The 20,069-nt window shown below is 72.7% G+C and carries 17 protein-coding genes and 1 pseudogene; 4 read left to right on the forward strand and 14 right to left on the reverse strand.

The window, feature by feature from the left end:
- Window positions 1–204 precede the first annotated feature (204 nt).
- The 8 genes and pseudogenes from ACIGDI_RS22695 to infC form a co-directional block, all read right to left on the reverse strand.
- Entirely contained in the window at window positions 205–1,260 is a 1,056-nt protein-coding gene (locus ACIGDI_RS22695; RefSeq protein WP_399899416.1) for a PP2C family protein-serine/threonine phosphatase, read from the reverse strand.
- A gap of 137 nt (window positions 1,261–1,397) precedes the next feature.
- Window positions 1,398–3,908: a phenylalanine--tRNA ligase subunit beta gene (gene pheT / locus ACIGDI_RS22700; protein ID WP_399899419.1), complete on the reverse strand. Its 2,511-nt coding sequence runs from the start codon at window positions 3,906–3,908 to the stop codon at window positions 1,398–1,400.
- Window positions 3,908–5,029, reverse strand: coding sequence for a phenylalanine--tRNA ligase subunit alpha (gene pheS, locus ACIGDI_RS22705; protein ID WP_200702977.1), 1,122 nt, complete (start codon window positions 5,027–5,029; stop codon window positions 3,908–3,910). Before pheS ends, pheT begins: the two co-directional genes overlap by 1 nt.
- Before the next feature lie 139 nt (window positions 5,030–5,168).
- Window positions 5,169–6,305, reverse strand: a complete 1,137-nt coding sequence (locus ACIGDI_RS22710) for an ATP-binding protein (RefSeq protein WP_384818835.1) — start codon at window positions 6,303–6,305, stop codon at window positions 5,169–5,171.
- A gap of 54 nt (window positions 6,306–6,359) precedes the next feature.
- Window positions 6,360–7,202, reverse strand: coding sequence for a TrmH family RNA methyltransferase (locus tag ACIGDI_RS22715; RefSeq protein ID WP_399899427.1), 843 nt, complete (start codon window positions 7,200–7,202; stop codon window positions 6,360–6,362).
- A gap of 94 nt (window positions 7,203–7,296) precedes the next feature.
- A complete protein-coding gene (gene rplT, locus ACIGDI_RS22720; RefSeq protein WP_004933571.1) occupies window positions 7,297–7,680 on the reverse strand; it encodes a 50S ribosomal protein L20 in 384 nt (127 codons plus the stop codon).
- A 101-nt stretch (window positions 7,681–7,781) separates the two neighbouring features.
- Entirely contained in the window at window positions 7,782–7,976 is a 195-nt protein-coding gene (gene rpmI, locus ACIGDI_RS22725) for a 50S ribosomal protein L35 (protein ID WP_004933563.1), read from the reverse strand.
- Between the two features lie 112 nt (window positions 7,977–8,088).
- Window positions 8,089–8,803 (reverse strand): annotated as a pseudogene (gene infC / locus ACIGDI_RS22730) (translation initiation factor IF-3).
- Between the two features lie 348 nt (window positions 8,804–9,151).
- Between infC and ACIGDI_RS22735 the strand changes: the two are divergent.
- Window positions 9,152–9,523, forward strand: a complete 372-nt coding sequence (locus ACIGDI_RS22735) for a DUF1844 domain-containing protein (protein ID WP_200702980.1) — start codon at window positions 9,152–9,154, stop codon at window positions 9,521–9,523.
- 1 nt (window position 9,524) lies between these two features.
- Here the strand turns inward: ACIGDI_RS22735 and ACIGDI_RS22740 are convergent, their stop codons facing one another.
- Window positions 9,525–10,253, reverse strand: coding sequence for an SseB family protein (locus tag ACIGDI_RS22740; RefSeq protein WP_272175779.1), 729 nt, complete (start codon window positions 10,251–10,253; stop codon window positions 9,525–9,527).
- Between the two features lie 161 nt (window positions 10,254–10,414).
- Between ACIGDI_RS22740 and ACIGDI_RS22745 the strand changes: the two genes are divergently transcribed.
- Window positions 10,415–11,419 (forward strand): serine hydrolase, encoded by a 1,005-nt coding sequence (locus ACIGDI_RS22745; RefSeq protein ID WP_399899432.1) that lies wholly within the window; start codon window positions 10,415–10,417, stop codon window positions 11,417–11,419.
- Between the two features lie 14 nt (window positions 11,420–11,433).
- Here ACIGDI_RS22745 and mycP read toward each other — a convergent pair whose 3' ends face one another.
- A complete protein-coding gene (gene mycP, locus ACIGDI_RS22750; RefSeq protein ID WP_399899435.1) occupies window positions 11,434–12,600 on the reverse strand; it encodes a type VII secretion-associated serine protease mycosin in 1,167 nt (388 codons plus the stop codon).
- Window positions 12,597–13,412 carry a hypothetical protein gene (locus tag ACIGDI_RS22755; RefSeq protein WP_399900030.1) on the reverse strand — a complete coding sequence of 272 codons (816 nt, stop codon included), beginning with the start codon at window positions 13,410–13,412 and terminating at the stop codon, window positions 12,597–12,599. The genes mycP and ACIGDI_RS22755 overlap by 4 nt, the downstream gene beginning before the upstream one ends.
- Before the next feature lie 10 nt (window positions 13,413–13,422).
- Here ACIGDI_RS22755 and ACIGDI_RS22760 point away from each other — a divergent pair, with 10 nt between their 5' ends.
- Both ACIGDI_RS22760 and ACIGDI_RS22765 read left to right on the forward strand, forming a co-directional pair.
- Window positions 13,423–15,282 (forward strand): hypothetical protein, encoded by a 1,860-nt coding sequence (locus tag ACIGDI_RS22760; RefSeq protein WP_399899438.1) that lies wholly within the window; start codon window positions 13,423–13,425, stop codon window positions 15,280–15,282.
- A 22-nt stretch (window positions 15,283–15,304) separates the two neighbouring features.
- Window positions 15,305–16,507, forward strand: coding sequence for an amino acid deaminase/aldolase (locus ACIGDI_RS22765; RefSeq protein WP_399899440.1), 1,203 nt, complete (start codon window positions 15,305–15,307; stop codon window positions 16,505–16,507).
- Window positions 16,508–16,513: 6 nt separating this feature from the next.
- Here the strand turns inward: ACIGDI_RS22765 and ACIGDI_RS22770 are convergent, their stop codons facing one another.
- The 3 genes from ACIGDI_RS22770 to ACIGDI_RS22780 are packed head-to-tail and all read right to left on the reverse strand — an operon-like array spanning window position 16,514 to window position 20,039.
- A complete protein-coding gene (locus ACIGDI_RS22770) occupies window positions 16,514–17,296 on the reverse strand; it encodes a 3-oxoacyl-ACP reductase (RefSeq protein ID WP_399899442.1) in 783 nt (260 codons plus the stop codon).
- On the reverse strand, window positions 17,293–18,672 hold the full coding sequence (locus ACIGDI_RS22775) for an aldehyde dehydrogenase family protein (RefSeq protein ID WP_399899444.1): 1,380 nt from the start codon (window positions 18,670–18,672) through the stop codon (window positions 17,293–17,295). Before ACIGDI_RS22775 ends, ACIGDI_RS22770 begins: the two co-directional genes overlap by 4 nt.
- Before the next feature lie 8 nt (window positions 18,673–18,680).
- Entirely contained in the window at window positions 18,681–20,039 is a 1,359-nt protein-coding gene (locus ACIGDI_RS22780; RefSeq protein WP_399899447.1) for a glutamine synthetase family protein, read from the reverse strand.
- Window positions 20,040–20,069 lie beyond the last annotated feature (30 nt).

A 20,069-nucleotide genomic window follows, 5' to 3' on the forward strand; every position in this document is an offset into this window, starting at 1 on the left:
CACGCGGGAGCGCCGGGCGCACCGCGGGGGTGCGTGACGATTCGCGGCCTCGACGTCACGTGAGGCGGTGCGCCCGGTGTCCGACCGGCTCGGCCCGAGGCTCTCGGACGACGTGCCGACGGTCGTTGCGCAGGGATGCCCGCCCAGACCACGCGGGAGCGCCGGGCGCACCGCGGGGGTGCGTGACGATTCGCGGCCTCGACGTCACGTGAGGCGGTGCGCCCGGTGTCCGACCGGCTCGGCCGGAGGCTCTCGGACGACGTGCCGGCGGTCGTTGCGCAGGACCAGCAGCGCGACGTCGTCGGCCGGTCTGCCGCGGACGTGCCGCAGCAGCGCGGCGAGTACGGCGCGCAGCACCGACTGCGGACAGACGGGTCCGGCGCGGACGGCCCCGGCGAGGACGGCCGGCAGCGGAAAGAACCGGCCGTGTCCGTCCCGGGCGTCCTCGACACCGTCCGTGTGCAGGAACAGCGCCTCGCCGGGCAGCAACCGTCCGCAGCTGACGGCCGGCAGCTCGGCGGGCAACGGGAACGGCCCGAGGGGAGGCAGCGGTTCGGCCCGGGTCAGCGGTTCGGCCCGGGCCGGACCGAGCAGATACGGCCAGGGGTGCCCGCAGTTGAGGACGCGCACCTCGCCGTCCGCCCGGATCTCCAGCAGCAGTACGGTGACGAACTCCTCGGCGACCGGATGGTCCGGCTCGCCCCCGGCGGAGGGATGCTCCCCGCGCGCCCGCTCACGCAGATGCCGGGCGAGCGCCCGCTCCAGCCGCCGCAGCACGCACCCCAGTTCCGGCTCGTCGTGCACGGCCTCGCGGAAGCTGCCCAGGACGGCGGCGACCGTACCGATGGCGGCGAGCCCGTGACCGCGCACGTCGCCCATCACGATCCGCACGCCGTGCTCGGTGGCGATGACCTCGTAGAGGTCCCCGCCGATGACCGCGCCCCGGTCGGCCGACAGCTGGGTGGCGGCGAGATTCAGCCCGGCCACCCGCTCGGGCAGGGGCCGCACCAGCACCCGCTGCGCCGCCCCGGCGACCTCCCGGGCCTCCCGCAGCTCCCGCAGCAGCGCGCGCCGGACCTGGAGGACCAGCCCGGTCCCGACGACGAAGAACACGGCGCTGGTGACGATGCGCGCCCGCAGCCCGTTCTGCTGGGCGAGCGGACAGGCCAGCTTGAAGGTGGTGGCCATGGCTCCCCACGCCAGGGGTGGCCCCAGCGAGAGCAAGCGCTTACGGGAAAGCCCAGCCCTGACGCGAATCATGCCGATGGCCCCCCATACAGGCCCCGAAAGCACAGACGGACCGGCCTCGAAAGGCCGGTCCGATTGTGTCCAGCGAATGGTCCGTCAGGACCAGATCGCCCCGAGTTGTCACCCGAACGAGGGAAGAGCGCGGTTGCCTAGCCCCGAAGGACGGCCCCCGTGCGGTCGCCCGCCACGGCGACGGCCGCGTCCCGGGCCGCGGACGCCTCGTCGACGGTCAGCGTCCGGTCGGCGGCGCGGAACCGCAGCGCGTACGCCAGCGACTTACGGCCCTCGCCCAGCTGCTCCTCGTTCTCGTACACGTCGAACAGCCGGATGGACTCCAGGAGTTCACCCGCCCCGTCGCGCAGCGCGGCCTCGACGTCGGCGGCCGGCACGAACTTGTCGACCACGAGGGCGACGTCCTGCGTGGCCACCGGGAACGTGGAGATCCTCGGCGCCTGGGGGGTGTCGTCGCCGACCTGCTCCAGCGCGTCCAGGTTCAGCTCCACCGCGCAGGTCCGCTCGGGCAGGCCGAGCGCCTTGACGACGCGCGGGTGCAGCTCACCCGCGTGCCCGACGACGGTCTCCACACCGTCGGCCACGACCGTGAACTCGGCACAGCGGCCGGGGTGCCAGGGCCCGTACTGGCCCTTGCGGACCTGCAGCCGCGCACCGGCCTCCCGGGCGACCGTGCGGCCCGCCTCGACGGCGTCGGCCCAGTCGGCGGGACGGCCCTTCCCCCACCAGCCGGCCTGCTCGCGGGCACCCGCGAGGACGGCGGCGACGTGCCGCGGCTGCTCGGGCAGCGCGGCGTCGAGGGCGGCGATCTCCTCCTCGGTCGGACGCCGGTCGACGGGCAGGGCGGCGGCGACCTTCTGCTCCTCGCGCGGGTGGAACACCAGCCCGGTCTCGAACAGGGCCAGGTCGTGCGAGCCGCGGCCGACGTTGCGCCGCAGGGCACCGAGCAGGCCCGGCAGCAGCGACGTACGGAGCGCGGGCTCCTCGTCGTTGAGCGGGTTGGTGAGCTTCACGACCCGGCGCCCCGGGTCATCGGCCTCCAGCAGCAGCTGGTCGAAGACCTGCTCGCTGATGAAGGGGTAGTTCGGCGCCTCCACGTAGCCCGCTCCGGCCAGCGCGCGGCCGACCCGGCGGTGCAGCCGCTGCCGGTGGGTCAGGCCGCGGCCCGACGGGGGCTTGGGCAGCGTCGAGGGCAGGTTCTCGTAGCCCTCGAGGCGGATGACCTCCTCGGCGAGGTCGTTGATCTCCTGGAGGTCGGGACGCCAGGACGGCACGGTGACGATCAGCTCGTCCTGCCCGTACACGTCGCAGCCGATCTCCTGCAGCCGCCGTACGACCGTCTCACGGCCGTACTCCACGCCGGCCACCCTGTCCGGGTGGTCGGCCGCCACGGCGATGGTGTGCGGCGCGGAGGGCGCGACGACCTCGGTGACGCCGGCCTCGGCGGTGCCGCCCGCGAGGAGGACCAGCAGGTCGACCGTGCGCTGCGCGGCAGCGGCGGCGGCCTGCGGGTCGACGCCCCGCTCGAAGCGGCGGGAGGCCTCGGAGGACAGCTTGTGGCGGCGGGACGTACGGGCGATGGAGACCGCGTTGAAGTGCGCGGCCTCGATGACCACGTCGGTGGTGCCCTCGCCTTCGGCGTGGTCGGCGATCTCGGTGTTGGCGCCGCCCATCACGCCCGCGAGCCCGATCGGGCCGCGGTCGTCGGTGATGACGAGGTCCTCGGCGTCCAGCTTGCGCTCGACGCCGTCCAGGGTGACGAGCTTCTCCCCCGCCTCGGCGCGGCGCACGCCGATGGTGCCCTGGACCAGGGAGCGGTCGTAGGCGTGCAGGGGCTGGCCCAGCTCCATCATCACGTAGTTGGTGACGTCGACGGCGAGCGAGATCGGGCGCACGCCGACCTTCTGCAGGCGGCGCTGCAGCCAGATCGGGGAGCGGGCCTCGGGGCTCAGGCCGGTCACCGTGCGGGCGGTGAAGCGGTCGCAGCCGTGCGGGTCGCTGACCTGCACGGGGTAGCCGAAGGCGTTCGGGCCGGGTACGTCGATCAGGGCCGGGTCGCGCAGCGGCAGGCCGTAGGCGATGGCCGTCTCGCGGGCGACGCCGCGGATGGACAGGCAGTCGCCGCGGTTGGCGGTGACGGCGATGTCCAGGACCTCGTCGACCAGTTCGAGCAGCTCGATGGCGTCCTTGCCGACCTCGGTCTCCGGCGGCAGCACGATGATGCCGTGCGTGCCGTCGTCGCCCATGCCCAGCTCGTCGCTGGAGCAGATCATGCCGTGGGACGTCCTGCCGTAGGTCTTGCGGGCGGAGATCGAGAAGCCGCCGGGCAGGGTGGCGCCCGGGAGGACCACGACGACCTTGTCGCCGACGGCGAAGTTGCGGGCGCCGCAGACGATCTCCTGGGGCTCGCCGGTGCCGTTGGCCCGGCCGACGTCGACCGTGCAGAAGCGAATCGGCTTCTTGAAGCCCTCCAGCTCCTCGATGGTCAGCACCTGGCCGACGACCAGGGGGCCCTTGAGGTCGGCGCCGAGGTGCTCGACGGTCTCGACCTCGAGCCCGGCCGAGACGAGCTTCTCCTGTACGTCACGGCCGGTTTCCGTCGCCGGCAGGTCGACGTACTCCCGCAGCCAAGAAAGCGGGACCCGCATCAGATCTCCATCCCGAACGGCCGGGTGAACCGGACGTCACCCTCGACCATGTCTCGCATGTCCTCGACGTTGTGGCGGAACATCAGCATCCGCTCGATGCCGAACCCGAAGGCGAAACCGCTGTACTTCTCCGGGTCGACGCCGCAGGCGGTGAGCACCCGCGGGTTGACCATGCCGCAGCCGCCGAGCTCGATCCAGCCCTCCGAGGAGCAGGTGCGGCAGGGCCGGTCGGGGTTGCCGACGGACTCGCCGCGGCAGACGTAGCACACCATGTCCATCTCGGCGGACGGCTCGGTGAACGGGAAGAAGTTGGGCCGCAGCCGGGTCTTCATCCCCTCGCCGAACAGCGACTGGACCATGTGGTCCATGGTGCCCTTGAGGTCGGCCATGGTCAGGCCCTCGTCCACCGCGAGCAGCTCGACCTGGCGGAACACCGGGGTGTGCGTGGCGTCGAGCTCGTCGGTGCGGTACACGACGCCGGGGCAGATCACGTACACCGGCAGCTCGCGGTCGAGCAGCGAGCGGATCTGCACGGGCGAGGTGTGGGTGCGCAGCACGACACCGGACTCGGTGCCGCCCTCCGGGCCCTGCACGAAGAAGGTGTCGTGCTCACCGCGGGCCGGGTGGTCCGGGCCGATGTTGAGGGCGTCGAAGTTGAACCACTCGGCTTCGACCTGCGGGCCCTCGGCGACCTCGTAGCCCATGGCCACGAAGACGTCCTCGATGCGCTCCGACAGGGTGGTCAGCGGGTGGCGGGCGCCGGCCGGTACGCGGTCGTACGGCAGCGTGACGTCCACCGACTCCTCGACCAGCACGCGCGCGTCCCGCTCGGCCTCCAGCTCGACCTGGCGGGCGGCCAGCGCCTTGTTCACGGCGCCGCGGGCCTGCCCGACCAGCTTGCCGGCGGCTGCCTTGGCGTGCGGGGGCAGGGCGCCGATCTCCCGGTTGGCCAGCGCCAGCGGGGAGGTACCGCCGGTGTGGGCGACCTTGGCCTCCTGGAGCTTGTCGAGGGAGTCCGCGGCGGCGAAGGCGGCGAGCGCCTCGTCCCGCATGCGCTCGATCTCTTCCGGTTTCAACGCCTCGACCTCGACAGGGTCGTACGACTTATTGGGTGCCGACATCTCTTCCCGTGCTTCCGATTGGCTGGCTGAAGGTCCCCGTCACCGACTCACACAGAGGTCAGAGGGCCGTCCATGGGACACATGGGTGCCAAAGGCCGAGTCTAACGGGGTGGAGGTATACGAATGCGCCCGTGGGCCGTCAGGCGAGATACGCCGGGGCCGCCACGGGCAACGTAAATCGGAACTCGGCCCCGCCCTGGGGGCCGCGACCGACGGTGATGGTGCCGCCGTGGGCCTCCACGATGCCCTTGACGATGTAGAGCCCGAGGCCGGTGCCGCCGCGCTTGCTGCCCCGCCAGAAGCGGGTGAAGACGCGGTTCATGGACTCCTCCGGGATGCCGGGCCCCTCGTCGCTCACCGTGACCGACGTGCCGGTGTCCTCGCCCTCGCGCGGGGACTCCGTGGCCGTGATGTCGATCGTGACGGTTCCCTCGCCGTGGCGCACCGCATTTTCCAGCAGGTTGCTGAGCACCTGGTCGATCTTGTCGGGGTCGGCCCAGAGGGAGGGCAGTGGCTGCTCGATGCGGAGCAGGAACCGGTCGGCGGGCTGCCCGGCGGCGACGTACGCCTGGATGTGCCGCCCGACGGCCGCCCCGATGTCGACGGGCTGGCGCCGCACCTCCAGCCGCCCGCTGTCGATCCGTGAGATGTCCAGCAGCTCGGCGATGAGCCGGGTGACCCGGTCGGCGTCGGCGTCGACGGTCTCCAGCATCAGCCGCTTCTGGTCGTCGGTGAACCTCTCCCACTTGGCCAGCAGCGTGGCGGTGAAGCCCTTGACCGAGGTCAGCGGCGAGCGCAGCTCGTGCGCGACGGTGGCTATCAGCTCGGCGTGGCTGCGTTCGGTGCGGCGGCGGGCCTCGGTGTCGCGCAGGGAGACCACGACGCGGCGGACGGGCCCGGTGGGCTCGGTCCGCACGTAGCGGGCCGACACCAGGACTTCCCGTCCGCCGGGCAGGAGGAGGTTCCGTTCGGGCTGCCGCTGCCGGATGGCGAGTCCGCCGTAGGGGTCGGTCAGCTGCCACCAGCGGCGCCCCTCGAGGTCCTCCAGCGGCAGGGCCTTCTCCAGCCGCTGCCCCAGGGCCTCCTCGGCGGGGACGGCGGTGATGCGCTCGGCGGCGGCGTTGAAGCAGACGACGTGGCCCCGCTCGTCGGCGACGACCAGGCCGTCGGGCAGTTCGTCGGGGTCGACGCCGAGCTCGGTGACCGCACCGTGCCGGGGCGCGGGCGCGTGCGGCGCGTCCTGTGCTCCCCGTGCCCTGCCCGTGCCGACACTCATCCCCGAAACCCCACCTCTCGACGGCGCAGGTGGCCCCCCGAGCTGGTCACCCTACTAGGCCCCGGTGACGGAGCGGCACCCTCCGGAGGCGCGCTGTGCACGGGCCGACGCATAGAGACATACGGCGGCGGCGGTGGCGAGGTTCAGGCTCTCGGCCTTCCCGTGGATCGGGACGCGCACCACGGCGTCCGCGAGTGCGCGGGTCTCCTCCGGGAGCCCCCACGCCTCGTTCCCGAACACCCACGCGGTCGGCCCGCCCATGGTGCCCTTGTCGAGCTCGTCGTCGAGGTCGTCGGTCCCGGCGCCGTCGGCGGCGAGGACGCGGACGCCGACGCCCTTGAGCCCCGCCACGGCCTCGTCGACGGGGACGCCGACGGCCACGGGGAGATGGAAGAGGGAACCGACGGAGGCCCGTACGGCCTTGGGGTTGTACAGGTCGACGGAGGCGTCGGTCAGGACGACGGCCTCGGCCCCCGCGGCGTCGGCGCACCGCAGTACGGTCCCGGCGTTCCCGGGGTCCCGCACGTTCGCGAGCACGGCGACCAGCTTGGGGCGGGCGGCGAGGATCTCCTCGAACGGGGTGTCGACGAACCGGCAGATCCCGACGAGCCCCTGCGGGGTGACGGTCGTGGAGATGTCGGCGATGACCTGCTCGGAGGCGAGGTGCACCCGGGCGGCCGCGTCCCGGGCCTCGCCCACGATGTCGGCGTAGCGCTCGGCGGCCTCGACGGTGGCGAACAGCTCCACCAGCCCGTGCCCGGCGGCCTCCCGCACGGCCTGCGGGCCCTCGGCCAGGAACAGCCGCTCCTTGCCCCGGAAGTTCCGCTTGGCGAGCCGCCGTGCGGCCGACACGCGGGGGGACCGGGGGGAGATCAGCTCGGGGCTGACGGGGGGCATGCGGTGCTCACCTTCGTTTCCACTCAGCACAACGGACCCGCGGGCATCAGCCCACGGGTCCGTCCAGTCACGTCGGCTCGGGCCGAGCGCGGCGTCAGGCCGCCTTGGGGGCGTTGACGTCGGCGGGCAGCGCCTTCTGAGCGACCTCGACCAGCGCGGCGAAGGCGGTGGCGTCGTTGACGGCCAGTTCGGCCAGGATCTTGCGGTCGACCTCGACGTTCGCGGCCTTCAGACCCTGGATGAAGCGGTTGTACGTGATGCCGTTCGCGCGGGCAGCGGCGTTGATGCGCTGGATCCACAGCTGACGGAAGTCGCCCTTGCGCTTCTTGCGGTCGTTGTAGTTGTAGACCAGCGAGTGGGTGACCTGCTCCTTGGCCTTGCGGTACAGGCGCGAACGCTGACCGCGGTAGCCGGAGGCCTGCTCGAGGATCGCCCGGCGCTTCTTGTGGGCGTTGACTGCCCGCTTGACGCGTGCCACTTGTTAACTCCTTGTAGCGGGGCCGTGGGTGGACTCACACGGCCCGGTATCGATTGGGTCCCGGTCCAGGCGTGCGGTGCTCGGCTGGAGCACCGGGCACGTCACTTGCCGAGAAGCTTCTTGATCTTCGCGGCGTCGCCCGGGGCCATCTCGGCGTTGCCGGTGAGGCGACGCGTCACGCGGGACGACTTGTGCTCGAGCAGGTGGCGCTTGCCGGCGCGCTCACGGAGCACCTTGCCGGAGCCGGTGACCTTGAAGCGCTTGCTGGCACCGCTGTGCGACTTGTTCTTCGGCATAGCGCCGTTATCTCCTCGTCGGTGGCGCTCCGGTGCCCGGTCGCGAAAACCGGGCACGTCGGAACGTCGCTCTTGTATCGGTTACATCCTTGGGGACGGGCGTCCCCCGGGATCACGCCTCGGCGGAAGCCTCGGCAGGGGCCTCGTCGTGAGCCTCGGCAGAGGCCTCGTCGTGGGCCTCGGCGTTCACAGCGTCCGGGTCCGCCGCATTCTGCGACTTGCCCGGGTTCGCCTTCGCCTCGGCCTTGCGGGCTTCCTGCGCCTGGCGGGCCTCGGCCATCGCCTCGGTCTTCTTCTTGTGCGGACCGAGAACCATGATCATGTTTCGGCCGTCCTGCTTCGGGTTCGACTCGACGAAACCGAGGTCCTGGACGTCCTCCGCGAGCCGCTGCAGCAGTCGGTAGCCCAGCTCGGGCCGGGACTGCTCGCGACCACGGAACATGATCGTGATCTTGACCTTGTCGCCCTGCTTGAGGAACCGGACGACGTGACCCTTCTTGGTGTCATAGTCGTGCGGGTCGATCTTCGGCCGGAGCTTCATCTCCTTGATGACCGTGTGCGCCTGGTTCTTGCGCGCCTCACGGGCCTTCATGGCCGACTCGTACTTGAACTTCCCGTAGTCCATGAGCTTGCACACGGGCGGACGGGCGTTCGCCGCTACCTCGACGAGATCGAGGTCGTACTCCTGGGCAAGCTCCAGTGCCTTGGCCAGCGGGACAATGCCCACCTGCTCGCCACTGGGACCGACAAGTCGCACCTCGGGAACGCGAATCCGGTCGTTGATGCGGGGCTCGGCGCTGATGGATCCTCCTCGGTTAGCACCACACGGCCATCTGGCGGACGGCCGTGTTTGTCTCTTTTCGACAGACCTAACCGCGCCGAAGCACAAAAAATGCCCCGGACGATCACAGGCGGGGCTCCAAATACACTGCCGGAGCACCGCCGCGATGTCGCGGGGCGCGCTTTCGGGCGACTCCATCGTCCGTACGGAACGATGGTGGCCGCCTGACCGGGGTGACCCGCCGTCCCGGGGGACGGTCGGGTGGGAGATCGGAGCCTCCACTTGTGGGCCGGGCACAGGGTCTTGCAGGCGTGTCCAGCCGGTCGTCACACAAGGTTAGCAGCTGCCCGGGGGTGGTGCGAACCGGCGTGCACCGGGCCCTATCGTGTGGGGCATGAGTGACACCCCTCCTGAGTCCCCCGAGTCCCCCGCCGACTTCGACGCCATGACCCGCGACATCGCCGAGGTGCCCGCGGTCGAGGTGATCGTGACGGTCGCCGTCAACCTGATGAGCGCCGCCGCGGTGAAGCTGGGCCTGACCGAGGAGGGCGACAAGTACAAGGACCTGGACGAGGCCCGCAAGCTGGTCTCGGCCCTCGCCGGTCTGCTGGACGCCTCCGCGACGGAGATCAGCTCCTTCCACGCGGCCCCGCTGCGCGACGGTCTGAAGTCGCTGCAGCTGGCCTTCCGCGAGGCCTCGCTCGTACCCGACGAGCCGGGTCAGGGCCCGGGCGAGAAGTACACGGGCCCGATCTACGGCAAGTAGGTCACCGCACGTACAGGGGCTCGCCCGGGGGCGTCGTCCCGGCCGGCAGCAGTGCCAGGTCGAGGCCGCGCACCAGGCGGGCCCTCAGTGTGTCGTCACCGGCGAGCCGCTCGGCGACGGCCCGCGCGGCCTCGGCCGGCGCGGCGGACTCGTCGAGTACGAGGGCCAGGGTGCCGTCGGCCTGCCCGGGCCCCAGGTGGGCGCTGAGCACGGCGGGCTCGGCGGCGACCGCGGCCCGTACCGCCTCCCGCACGGCCGGGTCGGCCAGCGGGTCGGCCGTCGTACGGCCCTCGGCGAGCGCGAGCAGGGCCGGTCCCGTCAGCTCGAAAGGCACCGGCCCGGCCATGTCCAGCACCACCGTGTCCGCCTTCTCGTGCGCGGCGGCCTGCAGCGCCTGGTGCAGGGGTACGGCGACGGGGCGCGCCGCCGGGTCCCACCGGGCCAGCGAGTCGGTCGAGGTGAAGGCCGGCAGGGCGGTCCGGTTTCCCGCTCTCAGGGTGGGCACGGCCATGTCGGAGGTCTTCTCGCGGCGCAGTCCGTTCTCGTCCTCCTCGACCTCGCCGAGCACGGCCACGACGGGGACCAGCAGCCGGGCGCCCTTGAGCGCCTCGAGGACCGGTCCCAGCGCGCTGCGGTCCTCGGCCCAGGCGGCGAGCGCGGCGCTCAGCCGGGGGTCGGCGGAGCCGTCGTCGTCGGAGAAGCCGGGGTCGGGAATGTTCTTGTTCGCCACGGTCACCGACCCTATAGGGCGGATATCGGGGGGATGCCGCTGGGCTTGTGCGGCCCCGGAAACCGGGTGTTCACCGTCTTCACCGGTTTCTCAGATTTCCCTGACACACATCTAACGTCCGTCTAACGGCTCGCACAGTCACCGCCCCGAGCATCGCGGGCATGGAGTCCCCCAGAGCCCGCCGCGGCCGCCGCGCCCGCCCCTCCCGGACACGTCCTCTGCTCAGCACCGCCCTCGCCGTGGTCGCCGTGGTGGGCGTCACCGCCGTCGGGACGGTGTACGTGAAGGCGCAGGCGCACTCGGGCCCGGCCCCCGTATCGTCGCGGACGTCGGCCTCCTCCTCGGCCACGGCCGACGGGAGGGAATCGGTGGAGCCCGTGGCGGAGCCGACGGTGGACAACGACGCGCTGCTCAGCGAGTCGATGGAGTCGGTGGCAGTCGAGGACGGGGCGACGGTGTCGGTGGCGGTGCTGGACCTGGACTCCGGGGAGAGCGCCGTGTACGGGGACGACGCCTTCGACACGGCGAGCATCGTCAAGGTCGACATCCTCGCGGCGCTGCTGCTGCGGGCCCAGGACGAGGACCGGCATCTGACGGCGGCCGAGAAGTCGTACGCCACCAAGATGATCGAGAACAGCGACAACGCGTCGGCCTCCGCGCTGTGGGACGCCATCGGGCAGGCCGACGGGCTGGACGCGGCGAACAAGACGTTCGGGCTGACCGGCACCGAGGGCGGTGAGGGCGCTCTGTGGGGGCTGACCCAGACCACGGCGGCCGACCAGCTCACCCTTCTGCGGCAGGTGTTCGGGGAGGACTCGAAGCTGACCGCCGCCTCGCGGTCGTACCTGCAGGGGCTGATGGGGCGGATCGAGGCCGATCAGCACTGGGGTGTGTCGGCCGCGGCGGACGGCACGCGGTGGGCGCTGAAGAACGGCTGGCTGGCCCGCAGCACCACCGGGCTGTGGGACATCAACAGCATCGGCCGGGTGAGGGCCGGCGGTCGCACGTTCCTGGTGGCCGTGCTGTCCGACGGCAACTCGACGCAGGCGAAGGGGATTTCGCTGGTCGAGGCGGCGGCGAAGGCGGCGGTCTCGGTGTTCACCGGGGACGGTGACGGTTCGTCGGCGTCGGCGTCCCCGTCCGCTTCGGCCACCGCGTCCTCGTAGCGGGGCCGGCGCCGCTAGAAGCCCTCGTGACGTGGGCGGCGGCCGCGCCAGAGCACCACGGCGGCGACGAGCAGGACGCCACCGAGGCCGCCCGCGAGCGGGCCGACCCAGCCGCTGGCGCCGTCGTCGGACGCGGCGTCGTCGGGGCCCGGGCCGAAGTACTTGTCGGCGTAGGAGACCGCCCGCAGCCCCTCCGGCTTCAGGCGGGCCGCTGCCTTGATCGCGGCGGCCGGGTCGACCATGCCGAAGCCGCGGGAGTCGTCGCGTCCGCCGGCCGGGGCGTCGCGGGCGGTGTCCTCCAGGAGCTGCTTGACCTGGGCCGGGGTCAGGCCCGGGTGGGCCGCCTTGACGAGCGCCACGGCGCCCGAGACGAAGGCCGAGGCCGCGCTGGTGCCCCAGCCCTCGTAGTACTTGTGGTCGGGGTCGGCGATGACGACGTCGTCGCCGGGGGCGCTGACCGTGGCGTACCAGCGGCGGGTGGAGAAGTCCGCGCGGGCGCCGAAGCGGTCCACGGCGGTCGCCGCGATGACGCCGGGGTAGGCGGCGGGATAGGAGACGTGGTCGCCCTTCTTGCCGCCGTTGCCGGCGGAGGCGACGACGGTGACGTTCTTCGTCAGGGCGTACTGGATCGCCTCGTCCTCGGCGGGCTCGGGGTGGGCGGAGGCCGAGTCGTCGCCCAGGGAGAGGTTGATGACGTCCGCTCCGTGGTCGGCCGCCCAGCGGATGCCCTCGGCGAGGGCGTTGCCCCGGGTGGAGCGGGCCTTGCCGCGGGCAGTGTCGCCGTCCTCCAGGATCACCCGGACCGGCAGGATCTTGGCCTCGGGAGCGATGCCCATGACGCCGTCGGCGTCGCCGGGGCCGTGTCCGTGGCCGGCGATGATGCCGGCCATCGCGGTCCCGTGCCGGGCCCAGGCCCGGTCCCCCTCCTGCGCCCCGAAACCGATCATGTCCTTGGCGGCCAGGACGTTGCCGACGAGGTCGGGGTGGTCGGCCTCGACGCCGGTGTCCAGGACGGCGACGGTGACGCCCCGGCCCTTGGTGGTCTGCCAGGCCTGCTGGGTGTGCATGGCGTCCAGGGCCCATTCCTGGCCGCGTATGCCGTCGGCGTGCGCGGAGGTGGACGGCACCAGCGCCAGGGACGCGGCGAGGAGGAGGCTCACGACCCCCGTACGGCGGTTCATGAGGGCTTCTCCGTGGCCGGGCCCGCGATGTCCTTGCGCAGGGCGCGTTCGATTCGGTCGGCGAGACCCTCGGCCTCGTTGCCGAGGCCTGCCTGGGCGGGGGCCGTGCCGGCGCCGGACTGGGTGGCCTGGTCGGCGGGCTGCGGGGTGTCGACGGTACGGCCGTCGGCCCAGCCGGAGACGGCGTAGACGACGACGGGGGCGTCGGTGAGGACGGAGATCGTCCAGGATGCACGCTGGCCGGGGCCGAAGCGGGCGGCGGCCGTGTCCTTCGCCGCGTAGGGGCGCGGCATGAGGTCGGCGCGGTCGCCGAGGCCGTCGTCCTGGAAGCGTTTGGCGAGGGAGGACATGGCGGCCTGGTCGCCCTTGGTGAACAGCAGGCCGACGGTGGTGACGAAGCTCTGGGTGGCGTCGGTGTACGTGGCCCGCACCAGCCGCTGGCAGCCGACGGGCGCGAGCGCCTTGGCGAGCAGCGGGTCGAAGGCGCCCTTGCAGCCGCTGTCCGGGGCGACGGCTATCCGCGTCCAGGTGCGGTCGGCGCCGCCGGGGCCGGCTCCCGTGCCCAGTACGGTGCGCGGGAACAGCTTGTCCACGGGCACGCTGTGCCACAGTCCGCGGGCCGCGACGAAGGTGCCCTGCGCGCCGCCGTCCCCGGAGCCTCCGAGCAGCCAACTCCCGGTCACGGCACCGCCGATGAGGCCGAAGCCAAGCACGAGGCAGGTGGCCACGGCGAGGGTCCGCGAGCGCACCCGCCCGCCGAGCGGCCGGGGCCGAGCCTGTTCGTCGTACCCCTCGGGCTCCCCGAACGACACCACGGGCCTGATGCTTCCGCTCTCCCCACCGGGCGCCATCGGCGCACTCCACGACAACGCCGGATCGGGCGTCACACTCGCCGCCCCGGACGCCGGCCGCCCCGAGGGCATGGGTGGCACAACGGGGACGGTGTGCCGGGGGTCGGCGGCGGCACCCGGACGGCGCGGAACGTCGGCCGGAACCGAGCCGTTGCGCCGCGGGGCGCTGCCGGCAGCCGAGCCGGAGCCGGGCCGCGTGTCGGGCATCGGCGGCACGACCGGCCCCGCCGCCCGAACGGAGCCGGACGCCCCCGACGCGGGCCGCGCCTGCGGCATGGGCCCGGGAGACGACGGCCGCGCCTCGGGCATGGGCGACGCGAACGAACTCGACGGCCCGGATGAGGGGCGCGCCTGCGGCATCGGCGGCCCGGATGAGGGGCGCGCCTGCGGCATCGACGGCGCCGACGAACCCGGAGCACGCCCCGGGCCGGACGACCCCGACTCGGGACGCGCCTGCGGCATCGACGGCGTCGATGAACCCGGAGCACGCCCCGCGCCGGACATCCCCGACTCGGGACGCGACTGCGGCATCGGACCCGCGGAAGACGGGCGCGCCTGCGGCATCGAACCCGCGGAGGACGAGCGTGCCTCAGGCATCGGCGACGCGAACGAACTCGACGGCCCCGACGACGGGCGCGCCTGCGGCATCGAACCCGCGGAAGACGGGCGCGCCTGCGGCATCGGCGGCGTCGACGAACCCGGCGTCCGCCCCGCGCCGGACGTCCCCGACTCGGGACGCGCCTGCGGCATCGGACCCCCGGAAGACGGACGTGCCTCAGGCATCGGCGACGCGAACGAACTCGACGGCCCCGACGACGGGCGCGCCTGCGGCATCGAACCCGCGGAAGACGGCCGCGCCTGCGGCATCGACGGCGTCGACGAACCCGGCGTCCGCCCCGCGCCGGACATCCCCGACTCGGGGCGCGTCTCGGGCATCGGTGGCACCGGCGGATTCGACGTCCGTGTCGGGTCGGATGCGCCCCGTGTGGGTGGCGCGTCGGGGCGGGGGGCTTCGGTCGGGGGTGTCGTGGGGCGCGGTGGGGTGCGTGGCTTCGCCGGGGGCGGCACGGCCTGGTCCTGCTCCCGGCCGACCACCGGAGGAACGTCCGGGAAGCGTGCCGAGGCGTGGGGCGGCGGGGCCCCGGGCACGGGTGTGTCCGGCCGCGGGACGCGGGGGCGGTCGGCCGGGGCGTCGGCGCCCCGGCCGGCCGGGGTCGTTCCCGAGGCCGCGTCCGTCCGCGGCGCCGTTCCCGCCCTGCCGTCGGGCGGCGTGCGGGTTCCGAAGGCCTCGAAGGGCTCGGCGTTGCGCCAGGGCGACCACACGCCGGTGGGGCCGGACGCCGTCCCGTCGGCGGCTGAACGCCCGCCGGATCTTCCGGACACCGGTCGTGAACCCTCGCCGCCGGACACCGCACTCCCGTTTCTCCCGCCGCCCTGCGACGCGTCGGGGCCCGCCCCACCGGTCGCCGAAACGGTCTCGCCCTGTGCCTCGGAGCCCTCGGTCCCCACCTTCGGTGGACGGGACGGGCGTGGCGGAAAAGAGGCGTGCCGCGGTTCCGTGGTCATGCACCCCCCGTTTCCTCGTGCCCCGGGCCGTCTACTCGTACGCGGGCCGTGGTCGTTGCGCTCATTCGCCGGGCGCCGAATCCGGCGCGGTCGGTCGTCCCGGGCACGCATACCCGTACGAGCGGACCGGCATCCCGGTGCAGCGTATGCGGCACTCGCCGTTCCGCCGTACGTGCGCGTCACTCTACGGCTTGCCCCTGTGCGAACGGGAACCAGTCCACGCACCCGGGGCATCTGCCCGGAACGTCCCCCTACCCTGCGGTAATCCTGTCTGGCAGGCTTCGTTCATGACTGCGCGCGCCGCCGACCGGGCCCGTTACGACCGGGCCACCGCCCATTTCGAAGCCCCACTCGCGATCGTCGACCTGGATGCCTTCGACGCCAACGCGGACGATCTCGTGCGCCGGGCCGGCGGCAAGCCGATCCGTGTCGCCAGCAAGTCCGTGCGCTGCCGGGCCCTGCTGGAGCGGGTCCTGGCGAAGGACGGCTTCGCGGGCATCATGTCCTTCACGCTGGCCGAGTCCCTGTGGCTGGCGCGCGGCGGATTCGACGACGTCCTGCTCGCCTACCCCTCCGCCGACCGTGCCGGGTACGCCGAACTGGCCTCCGACCCCAAGCTCGCCGCCGCGGTCACCGTCATGATCGACGACCCGGCGCAGCTGAGGCTGATCGACGAGGCGCGCGACGGAGGGCGTGAAGTCATCCGGGTCTGCCTGGAGTTGGACACCTCGCTGAGGCTGCTCGGCGGCCGGGTGCGCGTGGGCGCACGGCGCTCCCCGCTGCACTCCCCCGCCCAAGTGGCCGACCTGGCACGGTTCGTGGCCGGCCGGCCGGGCTTCAAAGTGGTCGGGATCATGGCCTACGAGGGTCATATCGCGGGTGTGGGCGACTCCGTCGCGGGGCGGCCGTTGCGGTCGCGTGCGGTACGGCTGATGCAGGCCACCGCCCGCCGGGAGCTGGCCGAGCGGCGCGGTGAGGTCGTGCGCGCGGTGCGGGCCGTCGTACCCGATCTGGAGTTCGTCAACGGGGGCGGCACCGGCAGCGTGCAGCACACGGCCGCCGAGGACGCCGTCACCGAGATCGGCGCCGGGTCCGGCCTGTACGTGCCGCGGCTGTTCGACAACTACACGTCCTTCAGCGGGCGTCCGGCCGCGCTGTTCGCGATGCCGGTCGTGCGGCGGCCGGGCGTCGGGGTCGTCACGGTCCTCGGCGGCGGCTACCCCGCCTCCGGCGCGCCGGGCCCCGACCGGCTCCCCGTGCCGTACCTGCCGGAGGGGCTGCGCTACGACCCCCAGGAGGGGCCCGGCGAGGTGCAGACCCCGCTGCTCGGCTCGCCGGCCGACGATCTGCTGATCGGCGACCGGGTGTGGTTCCGGCACGCGAAGGCCGGCGAGCTGTGCGAGCGGTTCGAGAAGCTGCACCTCGTCGAGGGCGACACGGTGACGGCGACGGTCCCGACGTACCGGGGCGAGGGTCACACGTTCCTCTGAGCGGGCCTACAGCGGCGTGACGTACGCCCCCGAGATCCCGCCGTCCACCAGGAAGTCGGCGGCGTTGACGAAGGAGGAGTCGTCGCTGGCCAGGAAGGCGACGGCGGCGGCGATCTCCTCGGCCTCGGCGAACCGGCCGACGGGGATGTGCACGAGACGGCGGGCGGCCCGCTCGGGGTCCTTGGCGAACAGCTCCCGCAGCAGCGGGGTGTTGACGGGCCCGGGGCACAGGGCGTTCACGCGGATGCCCTCACGGGCGAACTGCACGCCCAGCTCGCGGGACATCGCCAGGACGCCACCCTTGGAGGCGGTGTACGAGATCTGGGAGGTCGCCGCGCCCATCCTCGCCACGAAGGACGCGGTGTTGATGATGGAGCCCCTGCCCTGCCTCCGCATGTAGGGGATGGCGGCCTTGCAGCACAGGTAGACGGAGGTGAGGTTGACCTCCTGGACGCGCTTCCAGGCCTCCAGGCCGGTCTCCAGGATGGAGTCGTCGTCGGGCGGGGAGATGCCGGCGTTGTTGAAGGCGATGTCGACGCTGCCGTAGGTGTCGAAGGCGGCCTTGAAGAGGGCCTCGACCTGCTCGGGGTCGGTGACGTCGACCTTCACGAAGAGGCCGCCGACCTCCTCGGCGGCCGCCTTGCCGCGGACCTCGTCGACGTCGCCGCAGACGACGTGCGCGCCCTCGGAGGCGAGCCGGCGGGCGGTGGCGAGGCCGATGCCGCTGCCGGCGCCGGTGATGACGGCCGTGCGGCCGACGAGGCGACGGCAAACAATGTCTTCGGTCACTGTGCGGGGCCTTCCGTGCTGATGAAGACGTTCTTGGTCTCGGTGAAGGCGGTCAGGGCGTCCGGGCCGAGTTCGCGGCCGATGCCGGACTGTTTGAAGCCGCCGAAGGGGGTCCAGTAGCGGACGCTGGAGTGGGAGTTGACGGACAGGTTGCCGGCCCGCACGGCCTGCGAGACGCGCAGCGCGCGGCCGACGTCACGGGTCCAGATGGAGCCGGAGAGGCCGTAGTCGGTGGCGTTGGCCAGGCGTACGGCGTCCGCCTCGTCGTCGAAGGGCAGGACCACGGCGACGGGGCCGAAGACCTCCTCGACGGCCACGCGCGCGTGCGGTTCGACCTCGGTGAGGACGGTGGGCGGGAACCAGAAGCCGGGGCCCTCGGGGGCCTTGCCGCGGATGCCGGGGGCCTCGGCGTCGACGTACGAACGGACCCGCTGCAGCTGGGCCTTGGAGATCAGCGGGCCCATCTGCGTCTGCTCGTGCGCCGGGTCGCCGACCGTGACCGCCTCGATGGCGGGCCCGAGCAGTTCCAGGAAGCGGTCGTGGGCGGAGCGCTGGACGAGGATGCGGGTGCGGGCGCAGCAGTCCTGGCCGGAGTTGTCGAGGAAGGACATGGGGGCGGCCGCGGCGGCGGCTTCGAGGTCGGCGTCGGCGAAGACGATGTTGGGGCTCTTGCCGCCGAGTTCGAGGGTGACGCGCTTGAGGAGCGCCGAGCCCTTGGCGAGGACCTGCTTGCCCACGGTGGTCGATCCGGTGAAGACGATCTTCGCGACGCCGGGGTGCTCGACGAGGGCATTCCCGGCGACCGGCCCGTGCCCGGGGAGCACCTGGAACAGCCCCTCCGGCAGCCCGGCCTCCAGGGCGAGTTCGGCCAGCCGCAGCGCGGTGAGCGGGGTCGTCTCGGCGGGCTTGAGGAGCACGGCGTTGCCCGCCGCCAGCGCGGGGGCGGTGCCCCAGGCGGCGATCGGCATGGGGAAGTTCCAGGGCGCGATGACGCCCACGACACCCAGCGGTTCGAGGATCGTGACGTCGAGGCCGCCGGGCACCGGGATCTGGCGACCGGTCAGCCGCTCCACTCCCCCGGCCGCGTAGTCCAGCAGATCGCGGACGTTGCCGGCCTCCCAGCGGGCGTTGCCGACGGTGTGCCCGGCCTCGCGGACCTCCAGGAGGGCCAGTTCCTCGACGTGCTCGTCGACCTTCGCCGCGAACCGGCGCAGCAGCCGGGCGCGGTCGGCGGGCGGCAGGGCGGCCCACCGCGCCTGTGCCGCCGTGGCGCGTACGACGGCGGCGTCCACGTCGGCCGCCGTCGCGGCGGGGACGGTGGCGATGACCTCCTCGGTGGCGGGGTTCAGTACGACGAGTTCGTGCTCGCTGGACAACAGGGGCCTCACATGCGTTCGAAGGAGCGGCGCAGCTCCCAGTCGGTGACCGCGGCGTCGAAGGCGTCGAGTTCGACGCGCGCCATGTTGCGGTAGTGGGCGACGACCTCGTCGCCGAAGGCGGCCTTGGCGATCGGGCTGTTCTCCCAGAGCTCGGCGGCCTCCCGCAGGGTGGTGGGCACGTGCTCGAACTCCGCCGTGTACGCGTTCCCGGGGCAGGGCTCGGGCAACTCCAGCTTCTGCTCGATGCCGTGGAGGCCGGCGGCGACCAGGCCGGCGACGGCGAGGTGCGGGTTGACGTCGCCGCCGGGCAGCCGGTTCTCGAAGCGCAGGGAGCGGCCGTGCCCGACGACCCGCAGCGCACAGGTGCGGTTGTCGTGGCCCCACGCGACGGCTGTCGGGGCGAAGGAGCCCGGCTGGAACCGCTTGTAGGAGTTGATGTTGGGGGCGTAGAGCAGGGAGAAGTCCCGCAGGGCGGCCAGCTGCCCGGCGAGGAAGTACCGCATGACGTCGGACATCCCGTCGGGGCCGGCCATGGCGTTGTTGCCGGCCGCGTCCGCCAACGACAGGTGGATGTGGCAGGAGTTGCCCTCGCGCTCGTTGTACTTGGCCATGAAGGTGATCGACACGCCCTCCTGGGCGGCGATCTCCTTGGTGCCGGTCTTGTAGATCGCGTGCTGGTCGCAGGTGACGAGGGCGTCGTCGTAGCGGAAGGCGATCTCGTGCTGGCCGGGGTTGCACTCGCCCTTGGCGGACTCCACGGTCAGGCCCGCGCCGGCCATCTCGTTGCGGATGCGGCGCAGCAGGGGCTCGATCCGCCCGGTGCCCAGCACCGAGTAGTCGATGTTGTACTGGTTCGCCGGTGTCAGGCCCCGGTAGTTGGCGTCCCAGGCCTGTTCGTAGGTGTCCTTGAAGACGATGAACTCCAGCTCGGTGCCGACCTTGGCGGTGAGGCCGTGCTCGGCGAGCCGGTCGAGCTGGCGGCGCAGGATCTGGCGGGGGGCGGCGACCACCGGGGAGCCGTCGTTCCAGGCGAGGTCGGCGATCACCATGGCCGTACCTGCGTTCCACGGGACGCGGCGCAGGGTGCTCAGGTCGGGGTGCATGGCGAAGTCGCCGTAGCCGCGGTCCCAGGAGGACATGGCGTAGCCGTCGACGGTGTTCATGTCGGTGTCGACGGCGAGCAGGTAGTTGCAGCCCTCGGTGCCGTGGTGGAGGACCTCGTCGAGGAAGAAGCGTGCGGCGAACCGCTTGCCCTGGAGACGCCCTTGCATGTCGGGGAACGCCAGGACGACAGTGTCGATCTCACCGCTCGCTACGAGGGCGTGCAGCTCCTCGACGGCGAGTGGGGGTGTGCGGTCTGCCACGGGAAAGCCTCCTTCGGCTTCTACGGTCAG

The organism is Streptomyces sp. NPDC085900 (assembly GCF_044540925.1).
GTDB classification, from domain to species: domain Bacteria; phylum Actinomycetota; class Actinomycetes; order Streptomycetales; family Streptomycetaceae; genus Streptomyces; species Streptomyces gilvifuscus.